13 protein-coding genes are annotated in these 16,086 nt (G+C 69.9%); 5 read left to right on the plus strand and 8 right to left on the minus strand.

The annotated features are described in order from the left end of the window. Positions 1 to 94 precede the first annotated feature (94 nt). Complete coding sequence (locus tag ACZ7OO_RS09505; RefSeq protein ID WP_471503151.1) at positions 95 to 313, plus strand: FmdB family zinc ribbon protein; 219 nt, start codon at positions 95 to 97, stop codon at positions 311 to 313. Here ACZ7OO_RS09505 and ACZ7OO_RS09510 read toward each other — a convergent pair. The 3 genes from ACZ7OO_RS09510 to ACZ7OO_RS09520 are packed head-to-tail and all read right to left on the minus strand — an operon-like array spanning position 310 to position 4,845. Beyond that, a complete protein-coding gene (locus ACZ7OO_RS09510; RefSeq protein ID WP_471503153.1) occupies positions 310 to 1,122 on the minus strand; it encodes an HAD family hydrolase in 813 nt (270 codons plus the stop codon). The genes ACZ7OO_RS09505 and ACZ7OO_RS09510 overlap by 4 nt on opposite strands. Next, positions 1,122 to 3,644 (minus strand): phosphoribosyltransferase, encoded by a 2,523-nt coding sequence (locus tag ACZ7OO_RS09515; RefSeq protein ID WP_471503155.1) that lies wholly within the window; start codon positions 3,642 to 3,644, stop codon positions 1,122 to 1,124. The genes ACZ7OO_RS09510 and ACZ7OO_RS09515 overlap by 1 nt, the downstream gene beginning before the upstream one ends. 28 nt (positions 3,645 to 3,672) lie before the next feature. After that, positions 3,673 to 4,845, minus strand: a complete 1,173-nt coding sequence (locus ACZ7OO_RS09520; RefSeq protein ID WP_471503157.1) for an HpcH/HpaI aldolase/citrate lyase family protein — start codon at positions 4,843 to 4,845, stop codon at positions 3,673 to 3,675. Between the two features lie 176 nt (positions 4,846 to 5,021). On the opposite strand from ACZ7OO_RS09520, the gene ACZ7OO_RS09525 reads away from it, so the two are divergent. Both ACZ7OO_RS09525 and ACZ7OO_RS09530 read left to right on the plus strand, forming a co-directional pair. Next, positions 5,022 to 5,813 (plus strand): TerD family protein, encoded by a 792-nt coding sequence (locus tag ACZ7OO_RS09525; protein ID WP_471503159.1) that lies wholly within the window; start codon positions 5,022 to 5,024, stop codon positions 5,811 to 5,813. A 133-nt stretch (positions 5,814 to 5,946) separates the two neighbouring features. Then, positions 5,947 to 9,003: a Tn3 family transposase gene (locus ACZ7OO_RS09530; RefSeq protein ID WP_471503161.1), complete on the plus strand. Its 3,057-nt coding sequence runs from the start codon at positions 5,947 to 5,949 to the stop codon at positions 9,001 to 9,003. A 180-nt stretch (positions 9,004 to 9,183) separates the two neighbouring features. Here ACZ7OO_RS09530 and ACZ7OO_RS09535 read toward each other — a convergent pair whose 3' ends face one another. Continuing rightward, positions 9,184 to 10,083 (minus strand): helix-turn-helix transcriptional regulator, encoded by a 900-nt coding sequence (locus ACZ7OO_RS09535; RefSeq protein ID WP_471503163.1) that lies wholly within the window; start codon positions 10,081 to 10,083, stop codon positions 9,184 to 9,186. Positions 10,084 to 10,279: 196 nt separating this feature from the next. On the opposite strand from ACZ7OO_RS09535, the gene ACZ7OO_RS09540 reads away from it, so the two are divergent. Next, the gene (locus tag ACZ7OO_RS09540; RefSeq protein ID WP_471503165.1) at positions 10,280 to 10,714 is read left to right on the plus strand and encodes a nuclear transport factor 2 family protein; all 435 of its coding nucleotides are present in this window, start codon (positions 10,280 to 10,282) and stop codon (positions 10,712 to 10,714) included. Between the two features lie 156 nt (positions 10,715 to 10,870). Continuing rightward, positions 10,871 to 11,707 carry an SDR family oxidoreductase gene (locus ACZ7OO_RS09545; protein ID WP_471503167.1) on the plus strand — a complete coding sequence of 279 codons (837 nt, stop codon included), beginning with the start codon at positions 10,871 to 10,873 and terminating at the stop codon, positions 11,705 to 11,707. Between the two features lie 350 nt (positions 11,708 to 12,057). On the opposite strand, the gene ACZ7OO_RS09550 is transcribed toward ACZ7OO_RS09545, so the two are convergent. The 4 genes from ACZ7OO_RS09550 to ACZ7OO_RS09565 form a co-directional block, all read right to left on the minus strand. Next, the gene (locus ACZ7OO_RS09550; RefSeq protein WP_383908424.1) at positions 12,058 to 13,032 is read right to left on the minus strand and encodes a tyrosine-type recombinase/integrase; all 975 of its coding nucleotides are present in this window, start codon (positions 13,030 to 13,032) and stop codon (positions 12,058 to 12,060) included. Positions 13,033 to 13,259: 227 nt separating this feature from the next. Then, positions 13,260 to 13,994, minus strand: coding sequence for a TerD family protein (locus ACZ7OO_RS09555; protein WP_471503169.1), 735 nt, complete (start codon positions 13,992 to 13,994; stop codon positions 13,260 to 13,262). 120 nt (positions 13,995 to 14,114) lie between these two features. Next, positions 14,115 to 15,260 carry a DUF475 domain-containing protein gene (locus ACZ7OO_RS09560; RefSeq protein ID WP_471503171.1) on the minus strand — a complete coding sequence of 382 codons (1,146 nt, stop codon included), beginning with the start codon at positions 15,258 to 15,260 and terminating at the stop codon, positions 14,115 to 14,117. A 132-nt stretch (positions 15,261 to 15,392) separates the two neighbouring features. Further along, positions 15,393 to 15,968, minus strand: a complete 576-nt coding sequence (locus ACZ7OO_RS09565; protein WP_352218651.1) for a TerD family protein — start codon at positions 15,966 to 15,968, stop codon at positions 15,393 to 15,395. Between the last annotated feature and the right edge of the window lie 118 nt (positions 15,969 to 16,086).

The raw sequence follows: 16,086 nt of genomic DNA on the forward strand, positions 1-16,086 counted from the left end.
GGTGTGTCCGGGCGCAGGCGGCGCCCAAGATCACGGAAGTTCTGAGGTGCAGTGGTGCGCATCACTCCCCCGTCGCTCCCGTTAGCCTGTCCCCATGCCCCGTTACGAGTACCGCTGCCGCACCTGCGGCGACACCTTCGAACTGTCCCGCCCGATGGCCGAGTCGTCCGCTCCGGCAGCGTGCCCTCAAGGGCATGAAGACACGGTAAAGCTCTTGTCGACGGTGGCGGTGGGAGGCACGGCGTCCGCGCCCGCCGCCGGCTCCACCGGGGGCTCCGGAGGGGGCTGTTGCGGCGGCGGCTGCTGCGGCTAGCCCTCCGTACGGACCGTCTTCAGGAATTCCCGCAGGATTCGTTCCCCGGCGAGCACTCCGCGCTCCGGCAACGCGACGACGGCCGGCCCGGTCCATCCGGCGTCGGCCAGCTCCCCGTGCCCCGGCCGCCAGCCACGGTCCGCGGCCAGCAGCAGGTCGGCGTCGAGCAGCGAGTCCCCGGCGGCCAGCGTCAGCTCGGCCCCGGTCCGCCGTGCGATCTCCCGCATCGCCGCGCTCTTCGTCAGCGGTTTCGGCACGGCGTAGATCTTCCGCCCCTGCAAGGACACCGTCCAGCCACGGTTCTCGGCCCACACCGCGAGGCTCTTCACCCACTCCTCGGGCAGCAGCTCCCGCTCCACGACCAGGTAGGCGAACAGGTCCTCGGCGACCCGGAGCTTGCGCAGCCACACCGGATCGGCGTGCTCCATCAGATACGCCCGCACCTCGTCCAGCGGCGCGCACTCGCCGGCCAGCCGCGCCAGCACGTGCCCGTGCCAGTCCCCGTCGGACACCCCGTCGACCAGCAGATGCCCGCCGTTGGCACAGATGGCGTACCGCGGCGCGGGCCCCGGCAGACTGATCCGCTCGTACTGCTTACGGGTCCGCGTGGTCGTCGGCACGAAGACGGCCGCGTCCCCGAGGTCGGTGAGCAACCGCGCGGACGTCTCGGTCATGTACGACAGCGGCTTGCTCTCGTGCACCTCCACACAGAGCAGCCGGGGCGCCCGCGCGTCCGGCATGGTCAGCGCCAGGGCACCCGCCGAGTAGATGAGCGTGCGGTCGAGATCGCTCGTCACCAGCACCGCCATCAGACGTCCACCGCCCTGCCGTCGGCGCCGGTCGCCCCGCGCGTGTACTTGGGATGGATCAACCCGACACAGGTGTAGGGCAGTTCGCCGACCTCCTCCACCGGCACACCTCTCTGCTCGGCCAGCAGCCGCACATGGTCCAGGTCGGCGCCCGCCCCGGCCCGCGCCAGGATCTTCCAGGGCACCCGGCGCAGCAGCACCCGGGTGGTCTCCCCCACGCCCGGCTTGACCAGGTTCACGTCGTGGATTCCGTACTCCTCGCTGATCCGCTCGACGGCCGCCCAGCCCTCCCAGCTCGGCGTCCGGTCGGCGACGGCCAGCTCCTTCACGGCCTCGTCCACCGCGTCCACGACCTCATCGAACCGGGCCGCGATCGCGTCCAGGAAGGCCACCGACACATCGGCCCCGGCCAGCTCGCGGTAGAACTTCGCGCCGTGGAAGTCGTCAGGACCCACGAGGTCGGACCGCAGCACGGTCCGTGAGATCAGCCCGGAGACGGTCGAGTTGAGGCAGGCGGACGGGATCAGGAAGTCCTCCCGGGTGCCGTACGTCCGCACGCACGAGCCGGGGTCCGCGAGCACGGCGATCTCCGGGTCGAACCCGGAGACGCCCTCCCCCTCCTCGAACTCCTCGACCGCGTCGGCGAGTTCCCGGGTGATCGCGCCCTTCCCGGTCCAGCCGTCCACGAACACGACGTCACGCGGATCGTGATGGGCCGCCAGCCAGCGCAGCGCGTTCGCGTCGATACCGCGGCCGCGCACGATCGACACGGCGTAGTGCGGCAGCTCGACGCCGTACCGGAACCGCGCCCAGCGCCGCATCAGCACACCCACCGGGGTCCCGGCGCGCGCCAGCGAGACCAGCACCGGCCGGGGCGACCGCTCGGCCATCACGGTCTCCGTCACCACCCCGACCGCCTGCGCGATCCGGGCGGCAGAGGTCTCCAGGGCCGCGTGGAAGAGCGCCTGGTACTGCTCGCTCGGCTGGTACTCCACCGGCAGCGACTCGGCGTAGTGCGCGCCGCCGCTCTGGATCGCCTCCTCGCGCTCCTCGGTCGGCGCCTCCAGCGTGACGTCCGAGAGGTCCTGGAGCAGCCAGCCGACGTCCTCCGGCGGGTACGAGGAGAAGGCGGGGCCGCGGAGGGGCTCGGGCAGCATGGCGGGGCTCTCTTCGGTCAGCGCGGGGACGTACGACGGTACAACCGCGAGCAGGACATGCGGGGCGTGCGCGCCGAGCCGGGCCAACAGGCCGTCGGGCGCGTGCAGTTCGTGGGTGTCGCCGGCCGAGTCGACAAAGACGACCACGGCGTCGAAGCCGGCGTCGGCCACGTTGTACGCGTAGCGCTCGCCGGGGCCGTCGGCGGGGTTGTCGTGGGCCGGGAAGACGAGGCGGCTGCGGATGGCGTAACCGGGGTCGTCGACGGCCAGGACGGGTGAACGGGTGGTGGTGGAGTACCGCACCTCGGCGGTGACGAGGGCCTCCAGTTCGCGGGCGACCCGGAGGGGGGCGTACATCAGCTCCTCGAAGCCGAGCGTGAGCACGCGGCGGGCGTCGGAAGGCAGGGCCTCGGCGAGGCGCGCGGCCATGGTGGGAAGCGCCGTTTCGAGGCGTATTCGGTGGGCGGGGGTGAAGCCGTGGCGGCCGCCGTCGGGGAGGCCCCGGGGCCAGTGCAGGTCGATGTGGGTGACGTGGGAGGTGGTGCGGTTGTCGTTCGGGTGCGGGCCGGTGGGGGCCGGTCGCGCGGTTCCCCGCGCCCCTGGGGGGTTGCACCTGGCGTCGGCTTCGGGGGCAACGCCCTGAAGCGCCTCGTACCGCGCCACCAGTTCCTGCCCCTTCTCCAGCACCCCCTCCGGCAGCCGTACCGTCCCAGAAGCCGACGCCACCAGGTCCACCCGCGCGTCGATCTCCCCGGCGAACGACGTCAGTCGCCCCGCGTCCGCCGCCGAGCGCATATCCACCAGAGCCACCACGACATAACGTTTCCGCGGATAGCGGGCGTGCAGATCCCTGATCGTGTTCAGGATCGTGTTGCCCGTGGAGAACTCGTCGTCCACCAGGACCAGCGGGCCGTCGCCGGCCAGCAGCGCGCGGTTCTCCGGGAGCAGCAGATGCGAGGTCGCGTGGGAGTGGGACTCCTCGAAGCCGCCTGCCGGGGCGATGCCGGGCACGGGGCGGCGGGTGGAGTGCAGGTAGGGGGCGAGGCCGACGCCGTCCGCGACGGAGTGGCCCAGGCCGGTGGCCGTCTCCGCGTAGCCCACCACCACCGCCCGGGCCGCCTCCTCGTCACCGAGGAGTTCACGTACCCGGCGGCCGAGGGCGAACCCGTGGCCGTACACCACCGACGGCGACTGGGGCACATGCTTGCCCAGCACGTTGGAGACCAGGAGGTGGGCCCGCTTGGGGTTGCGGCGCAGGGCGAGTCCGAGGAGGGCCCGCAGACCGTCGTCGCCCACGAGTTCGACGCCGAGCCGGTCGGCGACCCAGCTGCCGGACCAGTCCCCGTTGTTCAGTGCGATGTTCATGCGCTTCCTGTGTCGTCCCCTGGGCCCGTCAGCCGGGGATTCCGGCGGCGAGCAGCTCCACGAAGCCGATGTCCTCGTTGGCCACGCCGAACACCTCGGCCCGCAGCATGGTCCGCTCGGCCCAGGCGCGGTGCGGCTTCACCTCGTTCATCTTGTTCGTGTACGCGGAGCGAAGTACACCCCCGCCGCCCCGTTCCGGCCGCAGGATGTCCTGGGCGTCGGAGAACTCCTCGTGACTGACGACCGACAGCGCGTGCACGGGGATGACATGCGAGGGGTGGATGCAGGTCTTGCCGAGCAGCCCGTTGGCCTGGTCCAGGGAGATCTCTCTCAGCAGGCCGTCCATGGCGTGCTCGATGAGCCGGTCGCGCAGCTCCACTGCCTGCCCCTGCAGGAAGGGGCTGGAGCGCAGCATCGGCTTGAACATGCGCTCCGGCACCCGGAAGTACTCCCACACCGGCCCGGTCACCGTGAACCCGGTGCCGTCGGCCCGCCCCAGCATGTTCACCACGTCGGCGATGACGGAGGCGATGATCTGCACGTCGTAGGCGGTCATGTCGGGCGCCCGCCGCAGCCCGTACGACGAGCAGAAGTCGGTGACCCCGAGGCGCAGCGCCAGCACCTTGTCGCGGTACTTGTCGACGGCGCGGGCGATGCCCTCCAGGGCGTCCACGCGCGTCTCGCGGTACATCAGCTCGGGCGTCTCCAGGACGGGCATCCCGAACAGCCGGCGGCCGCTGCGCGCCTCGGCGCCGTCCAGGGCCTGCAGGAAGGGGATGCCGCGCTCCTCGGTGAACTTCGGGAACACGAACCCGGACAGCAGCGACACGCTGCCACCGAGCCGTCGTACGAGATCGGGGATCTGGTCGGGCTCGCGCACCCGGATGAAGAGCAGCGGAAGCGCCGCGCCCTCCCGCTCCCGCGCGGCCAGGACGGCGAACTGGCGTACGAGGTTCTCCTCGCCCGCCACCACGTCCTCGTCGCCGATGGAGTCCTCCAGGCACAGCACCATCGAGACCACGCCGAGTCCCGCCTGCTTGACGATGTCGTCGGCGAGCCGCGCCCGGGTGGCCGGGCTGTACAGCGTGGCGCCCAGGGCCGCGGAGAGCAGCCGGGCCGGGGAGTCGGCGGTGAACTCGCACGGCTCCTGGTGGAAGAGGCGCTGGCGCACCTCAGGTGCGATGTGCCCGAAATGACGCATAGAACTCCCCCGTGGCGTGGGCCTAGCCTGTGTAATTGGTAAAGGGTGGCCGGTAATAGTACGTACAAAGCCATGTCGAAGGTTCCCGCCGGGCATGAATTCCAGGTAACCCGCCTGTGTCGGTCGCGAAGCCCCCCGCGTTGTCGTGACCAGGACCGAGAGGGCAGGATGACCGCATGACGCACGCGATGCTGAAGGGGTCGAACGTCCCGCTGGAAGCCACCACGGTCCGGGCGGTGCTGCGCTGGACCCCGGGGCAGGGAGTCCCGGACGTCGATGCCTCGGCGCTGCTCCTCGGCCCCGACGGACGTGTGCGCTCCGACGAGGACTTCGTCTTCTACAACCAGCCCCGGCACCCCTCCGGGAAGGTCTGGCGGCTCGGCAAGAAACGGGTGGCCGAAGGCCTCACCGACACGATCCAGACAGATCTCTCCGGTGTCGAGTCCAATGTCGGCCGAATCCTCCTGGTCGCATCGGCGGACGGCGTCCCGTTCGAACACGTACCCGCCCTGCGCATCCTTCTGTACGACGCCTCTGCCCCCGACGCCGAGCCGCTGGCCCACTTCGACATCAAGCCCGAGACCGGCGCCGAGACGGCCCTGATCTGCGGCGAGCTGTACCGCAGGGGCGAGGGCTGGAAGTTCCGTGCGCTGGGCGAGGGCTACAGCAACGGCCTCAAGGGCCTGGCGACCGACTTCGGCATCTCGGTGGACGAGTCGGAGACAATGGAGGAGGCCGCGGCCTCCCAGCCCCTGCCGCCCGAGCAGCCTGCATCGGTCCCGACCCAGCCGGCGTACGGCTACCCCCAGCCGACCTCACCGGTCTACGGCCACCCCGAGCCCGCGTACACCCAGCAGCAGCCCCCGTCGGGCTACGGCTATCCCCCACCGGCCCCGATCCCGGTGGCGACGGTTCCGAACGCGGATTTCCGTCTGCCGCCACAGGGCCCGCAGTTCATCGGGCGGTGACCGGGGGTTGAGGAACATCGGAACGAAAACCGGCGCTAAGCCCCTGGAGGGCTTGAGAGCGCTTTGACCTGGGGTTCGGCGGGGGCGGAGCCTTCGGCAGTCGTGTTGATCACTGACTGTCTGGAGGTCCGGGGTGCCGGTCGAGTTTCTGACGGATGAGCAAGCCGCGAAGTACGCGGCGTATGACGGGGCGCCGTCCCGTACGGAGTTGGAGCGGTTCTTCTTCCTGGACGATGCGGACCGGGCGCTGATCGAGCCGAAGCGGCGGGCACACAACCGGCTCGGGTTCGCGGTGCAGATGACCACGGTGCGGTTCCTCGGGGTGTTCCTGGACGATCCGGCCGACGTGCCGGCGGAGGTGGTCGACTACCTCGCCGAGCAGCTCGGCATCGAGGACGCGTCGGCGCTGAAGGCGTACGGCGAGCGGGAGAACACCCGGCTCGACCACGTCCGTGAGCTGCGGCGGGTCCTGGAGTACACGGAGTTCGCCGAGGCAGAGGCGGAGCTGCGGGCGTGGGTGGACGCGCGGGCCTGGACGACCGGGGAGGGGCCCAAGGCCCTGTTCGACGCGGCGGCGGGGTGGCTGCGTGAGCGGCGGGTGCTGCTGCCCGGGGTGACGACGCTGGCCCGGCTGGTGGCCGCGGTGAGGGAGGCGGCGAACCAGAGGCTGTGGGACACCCTCTACGGGCTGCTGAGCACCGGTCAGCGTGCGGTGCTGGACTCCCTGCTGACGGTGCCGCCGGGCGCCCGGGTGTCGGAGCTGGACCGGCTGCGCCGGGGTCCGGTGCGGATCTCCGGGCCGCAGATGAAGTGGGCGTTGGAGCGGGCGGAGGAGATCGCGGCTTTCGGGATGAGCGAGGTGGACGTGTCCGCGATACCGCCGCGGCGGCTGGCGGAGCTGTCGCGGTACGGGATCGACGGAAAGGCGTCGCTGCTACGGCGGCACGGTAACTCCCGGCGCCTGGCCACGCTGCTGGCCACTGCGGTTTACCTGACGTCCCGGGCGGTCGATGACGCCCTGGACCTGCTGGAGGTGCTGATCGCGACGAAGCTGCTGGCCAGGGCGGAACGGGAGACGGCGAAGGAGAAGCTGAAGACCCTGCCGCGAGTGGAGCGGGCGTCGGCGAAGCTGGCCGCCGCGTTCCAGATCGTGTTCGACACCACCAGCGAGCAGGTCGACACCGACACCGGGGAGATCAGCCCGCCAGAGGTGGAGACGCTGGAGGCGATGTGGGAGCGGATCGAGCAGGTGGTACCCCGGCACGAGCTGGCGGCGGCCATCGCCGCGCTGTTCGAGCTGACCCCGCCGCTCGACTCGGACGCCGACGAGGCATGGCGGGCCCAGCTGGTCACCCGGTTCGGCACCGTACGGCCGTTCCTGAAGCTCCTGGTGACGGTGGTCGACTTCGGCGCCACCCCGGAGGGCCTGCCGGTCCTGAAGGCGTTGAAGTCGCTGCCGGACCTGATGGGACGCAAGAAGGTCGGCCCCGCCGAGATCGACACCGGCCTGCTCACCGGGTCCTGGCGGCGCCTGGTGCTGTCCGCGCCGCACCTGGAGCCGGGCACGGTCGACTGGAAGGCGTACACGTTCTGCGTGCTGGAGCAGGTGCACCGGATGCTGCGAAGCAAGCAGGTGTTCGCGAAGAACTCCTCCAAGTGGGGCGATCCCCGCGCGAAATTGCTGGACGGGTACGCATGGGTGCAGGCCAAGCCGACCGTGCTCGCCTCGCTCAACCTGCCCGCCGAGGCGGGGGAGCACCTGGCGGCACGGGCCGCGCTGCTGGACGGCACCTACCGCGAGGTCGCCGCGCGGGTGCCGGCGAACTCCCAGATCGTGTTCGACGACGACGGCCGCCTGCACTTCGCCGCCCTGGAACCGGAGCCTGAACCCGCCTCCCTGCGCCAGCTGCGGGAGGCGGTGGAGGCGATGCTGCCCCGGGTCGACCTGCCGGAGGCCCTGCTGGAGGTGTTCTTGTGGACCGGCGCCGACCAGGCGTTCACCTCGGTCACCGGCGGCGAGGCGAGGCTGAAGGACCTGCACGTGACGATCGCCGCGCTGCTGGTCGCGCACAGCTGCAACGTCGGCTACACCCCGGTCATCGGAGCTGCGAACGCGCTGAAGTACGGGCGCCTGTCCCATGTCGACCAGACGTATCTACGGCTGGCGACGTACCGGGCCGCGAACGCCACGCTGATCGAATACCAGGCGGCCATCCCGCTCGCGCAGGCGTGGGGCGGCGGCCTGGTCGCCTCCGTGGACGGCATGCGGTTCGTCGTCCCCGTGCCGTCGGTGTACGCGCGGCCGAACCCGAAGTACTTCGGGCGCCGGGGCGGGGCGACCTGGCTGAACATGATCAACGACCAGGCGGCGGGGCTGGGCGGGAAGGTGGTGGCCGGCACCCCGCGCGACTCGCTGTACGCGCTGGACGTCCTCTACGACCGCGACGGCGGCAAGCGTCCCGAAATGATCGTCACGGACACTGCGAGCTACAGCGACATTGTCTTCGGGCTGCTCACCTTGGCGGGGTTCGCGTACGCGCCGCAGCTCGCTGACCTGCCGGATCAGAAGATGTGGCGCATCGACCGCGCCGCCGACTACGGCGCCTTCCAGGACGCGGCCCGCGGCCGGGTCGACCTCGCCAGGATCGAACGTCACTGGGAGGACATCCTTCGGATCATCGGCTCCATCCACACCGGCGCCGTGCGCGCGTACGACGTGATCCGGATGCTGTCCCGCGACGGCCGACCCACCCCGCTCGGCGACGCGATCGCCCACTACGGGCGGATCGCCAAGACCCTGCACATCCTGCGCCTGGCCGACGAGCCCGGCTACCGGCGGCAGATCAAGAGCCAGGCGAACCTCCAGGAGGGCCGCCACTCCCTCGCCCGGAAGATCTTCCATGGCCGGTCCGGGCAGCTCTACCAGCGCTACCAGGACGGCATGGAAGACCAGATCGGCGCCCTGGGCCTGGTCCTCAACGCACTCGTGCTGTTCAACACGCGGTACATGGACGCCGCGGTGAACCAGCTGCGTGCGGACGGCTTCGACGTCCGTGACGAGGACGTGGCCCGCCTCTCCCCGTTCGTGCGGCATCACATCAACATGCTCGGCCGGTACTCCTTCCAGCTTCCCGACCTGCCCGGCGGCCTGCGTCCGCTGCGCGATCCGGATGCCACCGACGAGGAATGACCCGGTCCCGCGCCGCCGGATGGGAGGACCCTGGAGCTACGGCCAGGAGGTACGTCCGACGATGCGCATAACGAGATCTCCGACAGAGCCTGGAATTCCCCAGCCCGGGGGCTGAGCAACATGGGGCTCCGCAGGTGGCCACAGGCGGGGCGGAGCGGTTCTTCGGGCCGGTGTCGCCCGTCAGGGCTGCCGGGTCGACGGTGTGCTGGTGGATTGCGTGTCCTGCTCCTGTCTGGTCGTGGCGGACCAGCTGGCGAGCAGCTTCAGGCCGTCCTCGGCGGCGGTTTTGGGGGGCGCGCTGTAGACGACAACGCTCAGGCCGCTTTCGTCCGGCAGGCTCATGGTCTCCTGATCGAGTTCCAGTTCGCCGACGAGCGGATGGTTGAGGCGTTTGGTGCTCTCGCGGAAGACATGGACGTCGTGGGAGCCCCACATCACGCGGAAGGTGTCGCTGCGGGTGGACAGTTCACCGATCAGGTTCGACAGCTCCCGGTCGTAGGGGCTTTTCCCCGCCTCGACGCGTAGCGCGCCCACGGCGAAGCGGGCCATGCGCTCCCAGTCGGTGTAGAACCGCCTGGCTGCGGGGTTGAGGAACGCGAACCGGGCGACGTTCGCCCCGCAGGTCGCATCGGCGTACATCTCCGAGTAGAGGGCCCGGCCCAGCGGGTTGGCGGCCAGCGTGTCGAGGCGGTTGTTCATCACGTACGCCGGCATCCCCGGCATGCCTTCGATGATCCGCGCCACGCCCGGCCGTACCGTCGGCCGGGCTTCCCGCTGCCGGGCCCGCGCCTTAGGCGCCGGTCCGGCGGCGCGGGCGAGGTCGTACAGGTACATGCGCTCGGTGTCGTCGAGCCGCAGGGCCTGGGCGAGGGCGTCCAGCACGCTGTCGGAGACACCTCTGAGGTTGCCGCGCTCCAGGCGCGTGTAGTACTCGACGCTCACCCCGGCGAGCGTGGCGACCTCGCCCCTGCGCAGTCCGGGCACCTGCCGCCGACCGTAGGTCGGCAGACCCGCCTGCTCGGGGGTGATCCTCTCGCGTCGGGAGCGGAGGAATGCGCTGACTGCGTCCCGGTTGTCCATGCCGACCAGGGTAGGCAGGCCGCGCGAGGGGTGGGGGGCCCTGCCAGTACCCCTCGCAGCAGAGACTCCCCCGTCACGGCCGTCTGCCGTTGCATGGTGCGTGCCCCGATTCCCGGGGCCCGACCGGTGCGAGGACGTAGGCGCCCCTGGCCGGCCGACCTTTCCAGTACCGGAACAAACCTGAAGGGCACGCGAGATGAGTAACCAGATCGAGACGGTGACGGAGAGCCCCGCGGATGTCGTGCGAGGGCTGTATGACGCGCTGGGCAGGGGCGATGTGCCGGGTGTCCTGGCCAAGCTCGACCCGGAGGTGATCGTCGATGAGCCGAACCAGCTCCCTTACGGCGGCGTGCACCAGGGCCGGGAGGTGTTCGTGCAGTCGATCCTGGGCGCGATGATGGGCTACGCCAACGTTGCCATCACCGCTGCCGAGGTGTTCGAAGGTCCGGCCGGCGTCATCGGAACGCTCACCGGAACGCTTACGGCCCACACCACCGGTGAGGAGTTCCCGCTGACCATGGTCGAGATCCACCAGGTCGAGGACGGCACGGTGCGCAAGATCGACGTCTACACCAAGAACCCCCACGAGCTCGCCGCGTTCTACGCGCGCGCCGAGGCGGGCACCCGCTGACGACAGCATCCCGTCACGAGTACGGCCGAGTTGCCTCACGGCAGCGCAAGCAACTCGGCCGACTCATGCCCAGGCCCAGGCCGTCGCATCGATGACCCCTGTCCGCATCAGCGACACCGCGACCAGCCACGCGCACCACACAGCGAAGGACACACCATGACCACCACCTGGTTCATCACCGGCACCTCCTCAGGCTTCGGGCGACTGCTCACCGAACACCTGCTGGCCCGTGGCGACCGCGTCGCCGCCACGCTCCGCCGGCCCGAGGCTCTCGACGACCTCCGCGCCGAGCACGGCGACCGGCTCTGGACCGCCCAGCTCGATGTCACCGACACCGAGCAAGTGCGTCGCGTCGTCACCGAGGCGTTCAAGACCCTCGGCACGATCGACGTCGTCGTCAACAACGCCGGTTACGGCGTCCTCGCCTCCGTCGAGGAGGCATCCGACGAACAGATCCGGCGCGTCATCGACACCAACCTGCTCGGCTCGATCCAGGTCATCCGTGCCGCCCTCCCGCACCTGCGCGCCCAGGGCCGAGGCCGCATCCTGCAGGTGTCCACCGCGGGCGGTCAGACCACCTACCCCAGCCTCGGCTACTACCACGCCTCCAAGTGGGGCATCGAGGGGTTCTGCGAGACCGTCGCCCACGAGATCGCGCCGTTCGGCCTGGCCCTGACCATCATCGAGCCGGGCGCGACCCCCACCGGCTTCGGCAGCTCGCTCGACATCGCACCGCCCCTGCCCGAGTACGAGAACACCCCCGCGGCCGACACCCGGCAGGCGTTCCTCGGCGGCCACTTCCCGGTGCCCAACAGCGCGGAGAAGCTCACGGACGCGATGATCGACCTCATCGACTCCGGCGCGACCCCGCTCCGCCTCCCGCTCGGCCCCGACACCTACGAAGACGTCCACGCTGCCCTCACCGGCCGGCTCGCCGAACACGAGGCTCATCGCGACATCGCCCACTCGGTGGCGGCCACAACCGCCCGGTGACCGAGACCAGGCGTCAGTCGCCGCCGACGACGAGTGACTAAAGCGGGTTCGCCGTACTCAGCGATGTATGCCGCGCGGTTCTCCGCGATGATCGCCCGGCCGCCCTCTGCGGTGAGGTGGTCGACCGAGGAGACGGCCGGCACTTGCCGCCCGTCGACGTTGGACGTGATCAGTGCGATCCGGCGGGCCAGTTCGGCGACGACGCTGGGAGCCGACTCGACCGGCGCGGACCCCGGAGGACCTTGGCCGACTGTGCCCCTGGCGGCGTGGGCGCTCAGAGCGGCGGCGAACGGCGGTACGCGTCTGGCCGTGGTGTGGTTCCACGGTAGGGCACACCGCTGACAGCAGGGTCAGCGGCGCGCGTCGCCGGGGGCAAGCAGGCTGGTCAGCTCCGAGATCGCCTCGGGAGACGGCTTGAAGTAGCGGCGGACGTTCTCCGGCTTCTTGTGCCGGGACTTCGCCATCAGCATCAGCAGGGAGGCGCCCTGCTCACCGAGGTGGGTCAGGGCGGAATGGCGGTACTCGTGCAGGTCCCAGCCGGTTCCCGGCCCGCGTACGGCGGTGTGCTCGTCCAGCAGCGCGCGGGCCTGGCCGTAGGAGAGCCGGGCCAGGCCGGTGTCCGGGCACACGTCGCGCGGGCTAACGACCTTCCCCGGGCCGGGGCGGCGGTGGGTGACGAACACCGGACCCCGGGTACGGCCGCGCAGTAGCCGGGGCAGGAGCCGGGCGGTGCCGGCGTCCCAGTAGACGGTCTCCAGTACGAAGTCCTCGCGCGCCTGGCCCCGGCGGCGGGCCTTGCTCCGGGCGCCCTTGGCCTTCACGGGACAGCGGCGCGCGGCGAGGTCCAGGTCCTCGATGTTCACCCCGAGGATCTCCTCCGCGCGGGCGGCGGTCTCGTAGAGCATCCGCCACAACGTCTTCTCCCGCAGGTGGACCTCGCGCCGGGCGATGAGCCGGTCCACGGCCATCTTCGAGCGGGCCGGGGTCTCGGAGTCCGGCACCGCCAACCGCTTCGTCCAGGCCGGGACCGCCGGGCCGTCGTAGCCGTACTCCGCGCACCAGCCCAGCCACGACAGCACCGCCGCCCGGCGGGCGTTCCAGGTGTTGACCGCCGCGGTGCCCCACAGCAGTTCCAGGGCCTCGCCGATCTCGTCGTCCGCGACCGACCCCAGCGGGCGGCCCTCCCCGATCCGCTCGGCCGTCTTGCCGACGCCGGTCGCGTAGCTGCGGACCGTGTTCGGGTTCCGGAGCGAGTCGAGGAAGGCATCCGCCACCGCACGGACGGTCAACGCCTTCCCGGCCGGCAGTTGCACGACGGTGGGCACCGCTTCCCCCTTGCTACAGATAACAGGGCCGCTTCACGCGCGGCCCGGAGAGCATCACCGCAGCTCACGAACCATGCTCCCGCAGATAATAGAGCGTTATCTGTGGGACGACTTCAGCCGGGCCCGGTCGCCGACGCTCCGTCAGTCGCTCACCAGGGCCGACGGATCCTTAGCGCCGGTTTTCGTTCCGATGTTCCTCAACCCCCTGACCGGATGCACCCGGCGACCTATCGCTCGGCCGTCTTGTAACCCCGCCCCCACTGCAGCCCCCACCCGTACAACCGATCCAGCTCCCCCTGGAACCCGTAGACGAACTTCACCTCACGCCGGACGACCAGCTCGCCCTTCACGTTCTCGATCATCACGACCGCGCACGACCGGGCCTGCGGATGCCGCTCGTCCAGGCCTATCTCGATCCGCGGCCCGTTGCTCGGGTACAGCGTGACGATCGCGTGGGTGCGGTCAAACGCCGGTGTCTGGTCGTAGATGTACACGAACACCAGCAGCCGCTTGATGTCATCCCGATGATCAAGGTTGACGTACATCGTCTCACCGGACGCGGACCCGAACCGGTCGTCGCCGCTGAGCTTGACGTACGGCGGTGCGTTCACGTCCCCGAGCAGGCCACCGAGCGGCTGTACGACGCCCTTGCTCCCGTCGGTGAGCTCATACAGCGCACCGAGATCGAGGTCGACGTTGACCATGCTCTGCCCGTGCCCGAGCACCTCCGGCGGCTTGAGCGCCTTGAAGGGGTGCCGGAACAGACTTGTCCGCTGTTCGCCGTCGAAGTCGGACGTCCGCATCCGCCAGGCGAGGTTGATGCGCAGGTTGCCGGTGGCCGCGCCCTGCTTCGTCAGGGACACCTGCTGGTGCCGCTTGGTGAGTTCGATGGAGTTGGACGCGGCACTGCCCGAGTCGAACTCGGCCGCCCTTCCGCCCAGCAGCCCGTCGAAGAAACCCATTCCCGCCCCCAGAGACTTGTGTCAACGCCTCGGGGCGGCCGACCGTGTCGGCCGCCCCGAACAGAGCGTTCCTCGCCAGGAAGGGTGTCACACCCTCCGTTTTCGGCCCGGTGAGCCGGTTCAGACGGCGGACGAGACCTCAGCCTTCTCGTCCGTCCCCGCTTTTCCCTCGGCCGCCGCCAGCCGATGGTTGCGTCGCACGGAGGACCAGAACGACCAGGCGATCAGGACGACGCCGACGAGACCGGTGATGACCTCGTTGATCTGGTACTGGATGGTGACCATCAGGATGACCGCCAGCGCGCCGATCGCGTAGTGGGCGCCGTGCTCCAGGTAGACGTAGTCGTCGAGGGTGCCCTGCCGGACCAGGTAGACCGTGAGCGACCGGACGTACATCGCGCCGATGCCGAGACCGAGGGCCATGAGCACGATGTCGTTGGTGATGGCGAACGCGCCGATCACGCCGTCGAAGGAGAAGGACGCGTCCAGGACCTCCAGGTAGAGGAACATGAAGAACGCGGCCTGGCCGGCGAGTACGACCGCCGACTTCTTCTTGCCGGTGCGCTCGGCCTCTTCCTCCTCCTCGTGCTCGCGCTCCTCCTCGGCTTCGAGCCGGTCCTCGAAGAAGCCGGAGAGGCCGCCGACGATCATGTACGTGATCAGGCCGGCGATGCCGGCGATCAGGACCGTCTGCGCCTTGTCGGCATGGCCGCCGCCGTGCTGGTGGGCGTGGGTGGCGAAGGTGAAGGAGGTGATCAGCAGGACGATCAGGGCGATGCAGACCGCCAGCATGTCGACCTTGCCGAGCTTGGCCAGCGGGCGCTCGATCCAGCGCAGCCACTGGATGTCCCGGTCCTCGAAGATGAAGTCGAGGAAGATCATCAGCAGGAACATGCCGCCGAAGGCGGCGATCGCCGGGTGGGCGTCGGTGACCAGTTGCTGGTAGCGGTCCTTGTTGTTGAGCGCGAGGTCGACGGCCTGGATGGGGCCCATCTTGGCGGTGACCGCGACGATCACGACGGGGAAGACCAGCCGCATGCCGAAGACCGCGATGAGAACGCCGACCGTGAGGAAGATCTTCTGCCAGAAGGCGGTCATCTTCTTCAGGATTCCGGCGTTGACGACCGCGTTGTCGAACGACAGGGAGATCTCGAGGACGGCGAGGATCGCCACGATGCCGAAGGCCTCCCACCCCCCGTAGAAGACCGCGGCGACCAGGCCGAGCGCGGTGATCGCGAACGACCAGCCGAAGGTTTTCAGAAGCACTGGCTACCCAATCATGGTGTGGTACGGGTCTCTCCCGCGCCGTACTCGGCTTTACTCACTGTTGACCACGAAGTCTAGAGGGCACCGGTGTCCTACGGCTCGCGCGGGCCCCACATCCGGCTGTGACGGGTGCTACGAGACGTTCACACCGAAGTCGAGTGCGATACCCCGCAGCCCGGACGCGTAGCCCTGACCGACGGCCCGGAACTTCCATTCGCCCTGGTACCGGTAGAGCTCGCCGAAGATCATGGCGGTCTCGGTGGAGGCGTCCTCGGACAGGTCGTAGCGGGCGAGCTCCTGGCCGTCGGCCTGGTTGACCACCCGGATGAACGCGTTGGAGACCTGGCCGAAGGTCTGGCCGCGCTCGTCGGCCATGTGGATGGAGACCGGGAAGATGATCTTGTCGCAGTCGGCCGGCACCTTCGGCAGGTCGACCAGAATCGACTCGTCGTCTCCCTCGCCCTCGCCGGTGAGGTTGTCACCGGTGTGCTCGACCGAGCCGTCGGGGCTCTTGAGCTGGTTGTAGAAGACGAACCACTCGTCGCCCATCACCCGCCCGTCCTTGCACAGCAGTGCGCTGGCGTCCAGGTCGAAGGGGGCGCCGGTGGTGGAGCGGGCGTCCCACCCCAGTCCGATCATGACGTTGGTGAGGTTCGGTGCGGCCTTGGAGAGGGAGACATTGCCTCCCTTGGCGAGCGTGACGCCCATGATGCTGGTCCTCCCCTGGTGGTACTTCTCCGGATGTCCTGCGCGTCCGGCGCCGACCGTAAACGGTGCGGCGCCGGACAGAGCGGACTTTCGAACGGCCCGAACTCAGACGTCCGGG

The sequence above is a fragment of the Streptomyces sp. NPDC111744 genome, from assembly GCF_055634995.1.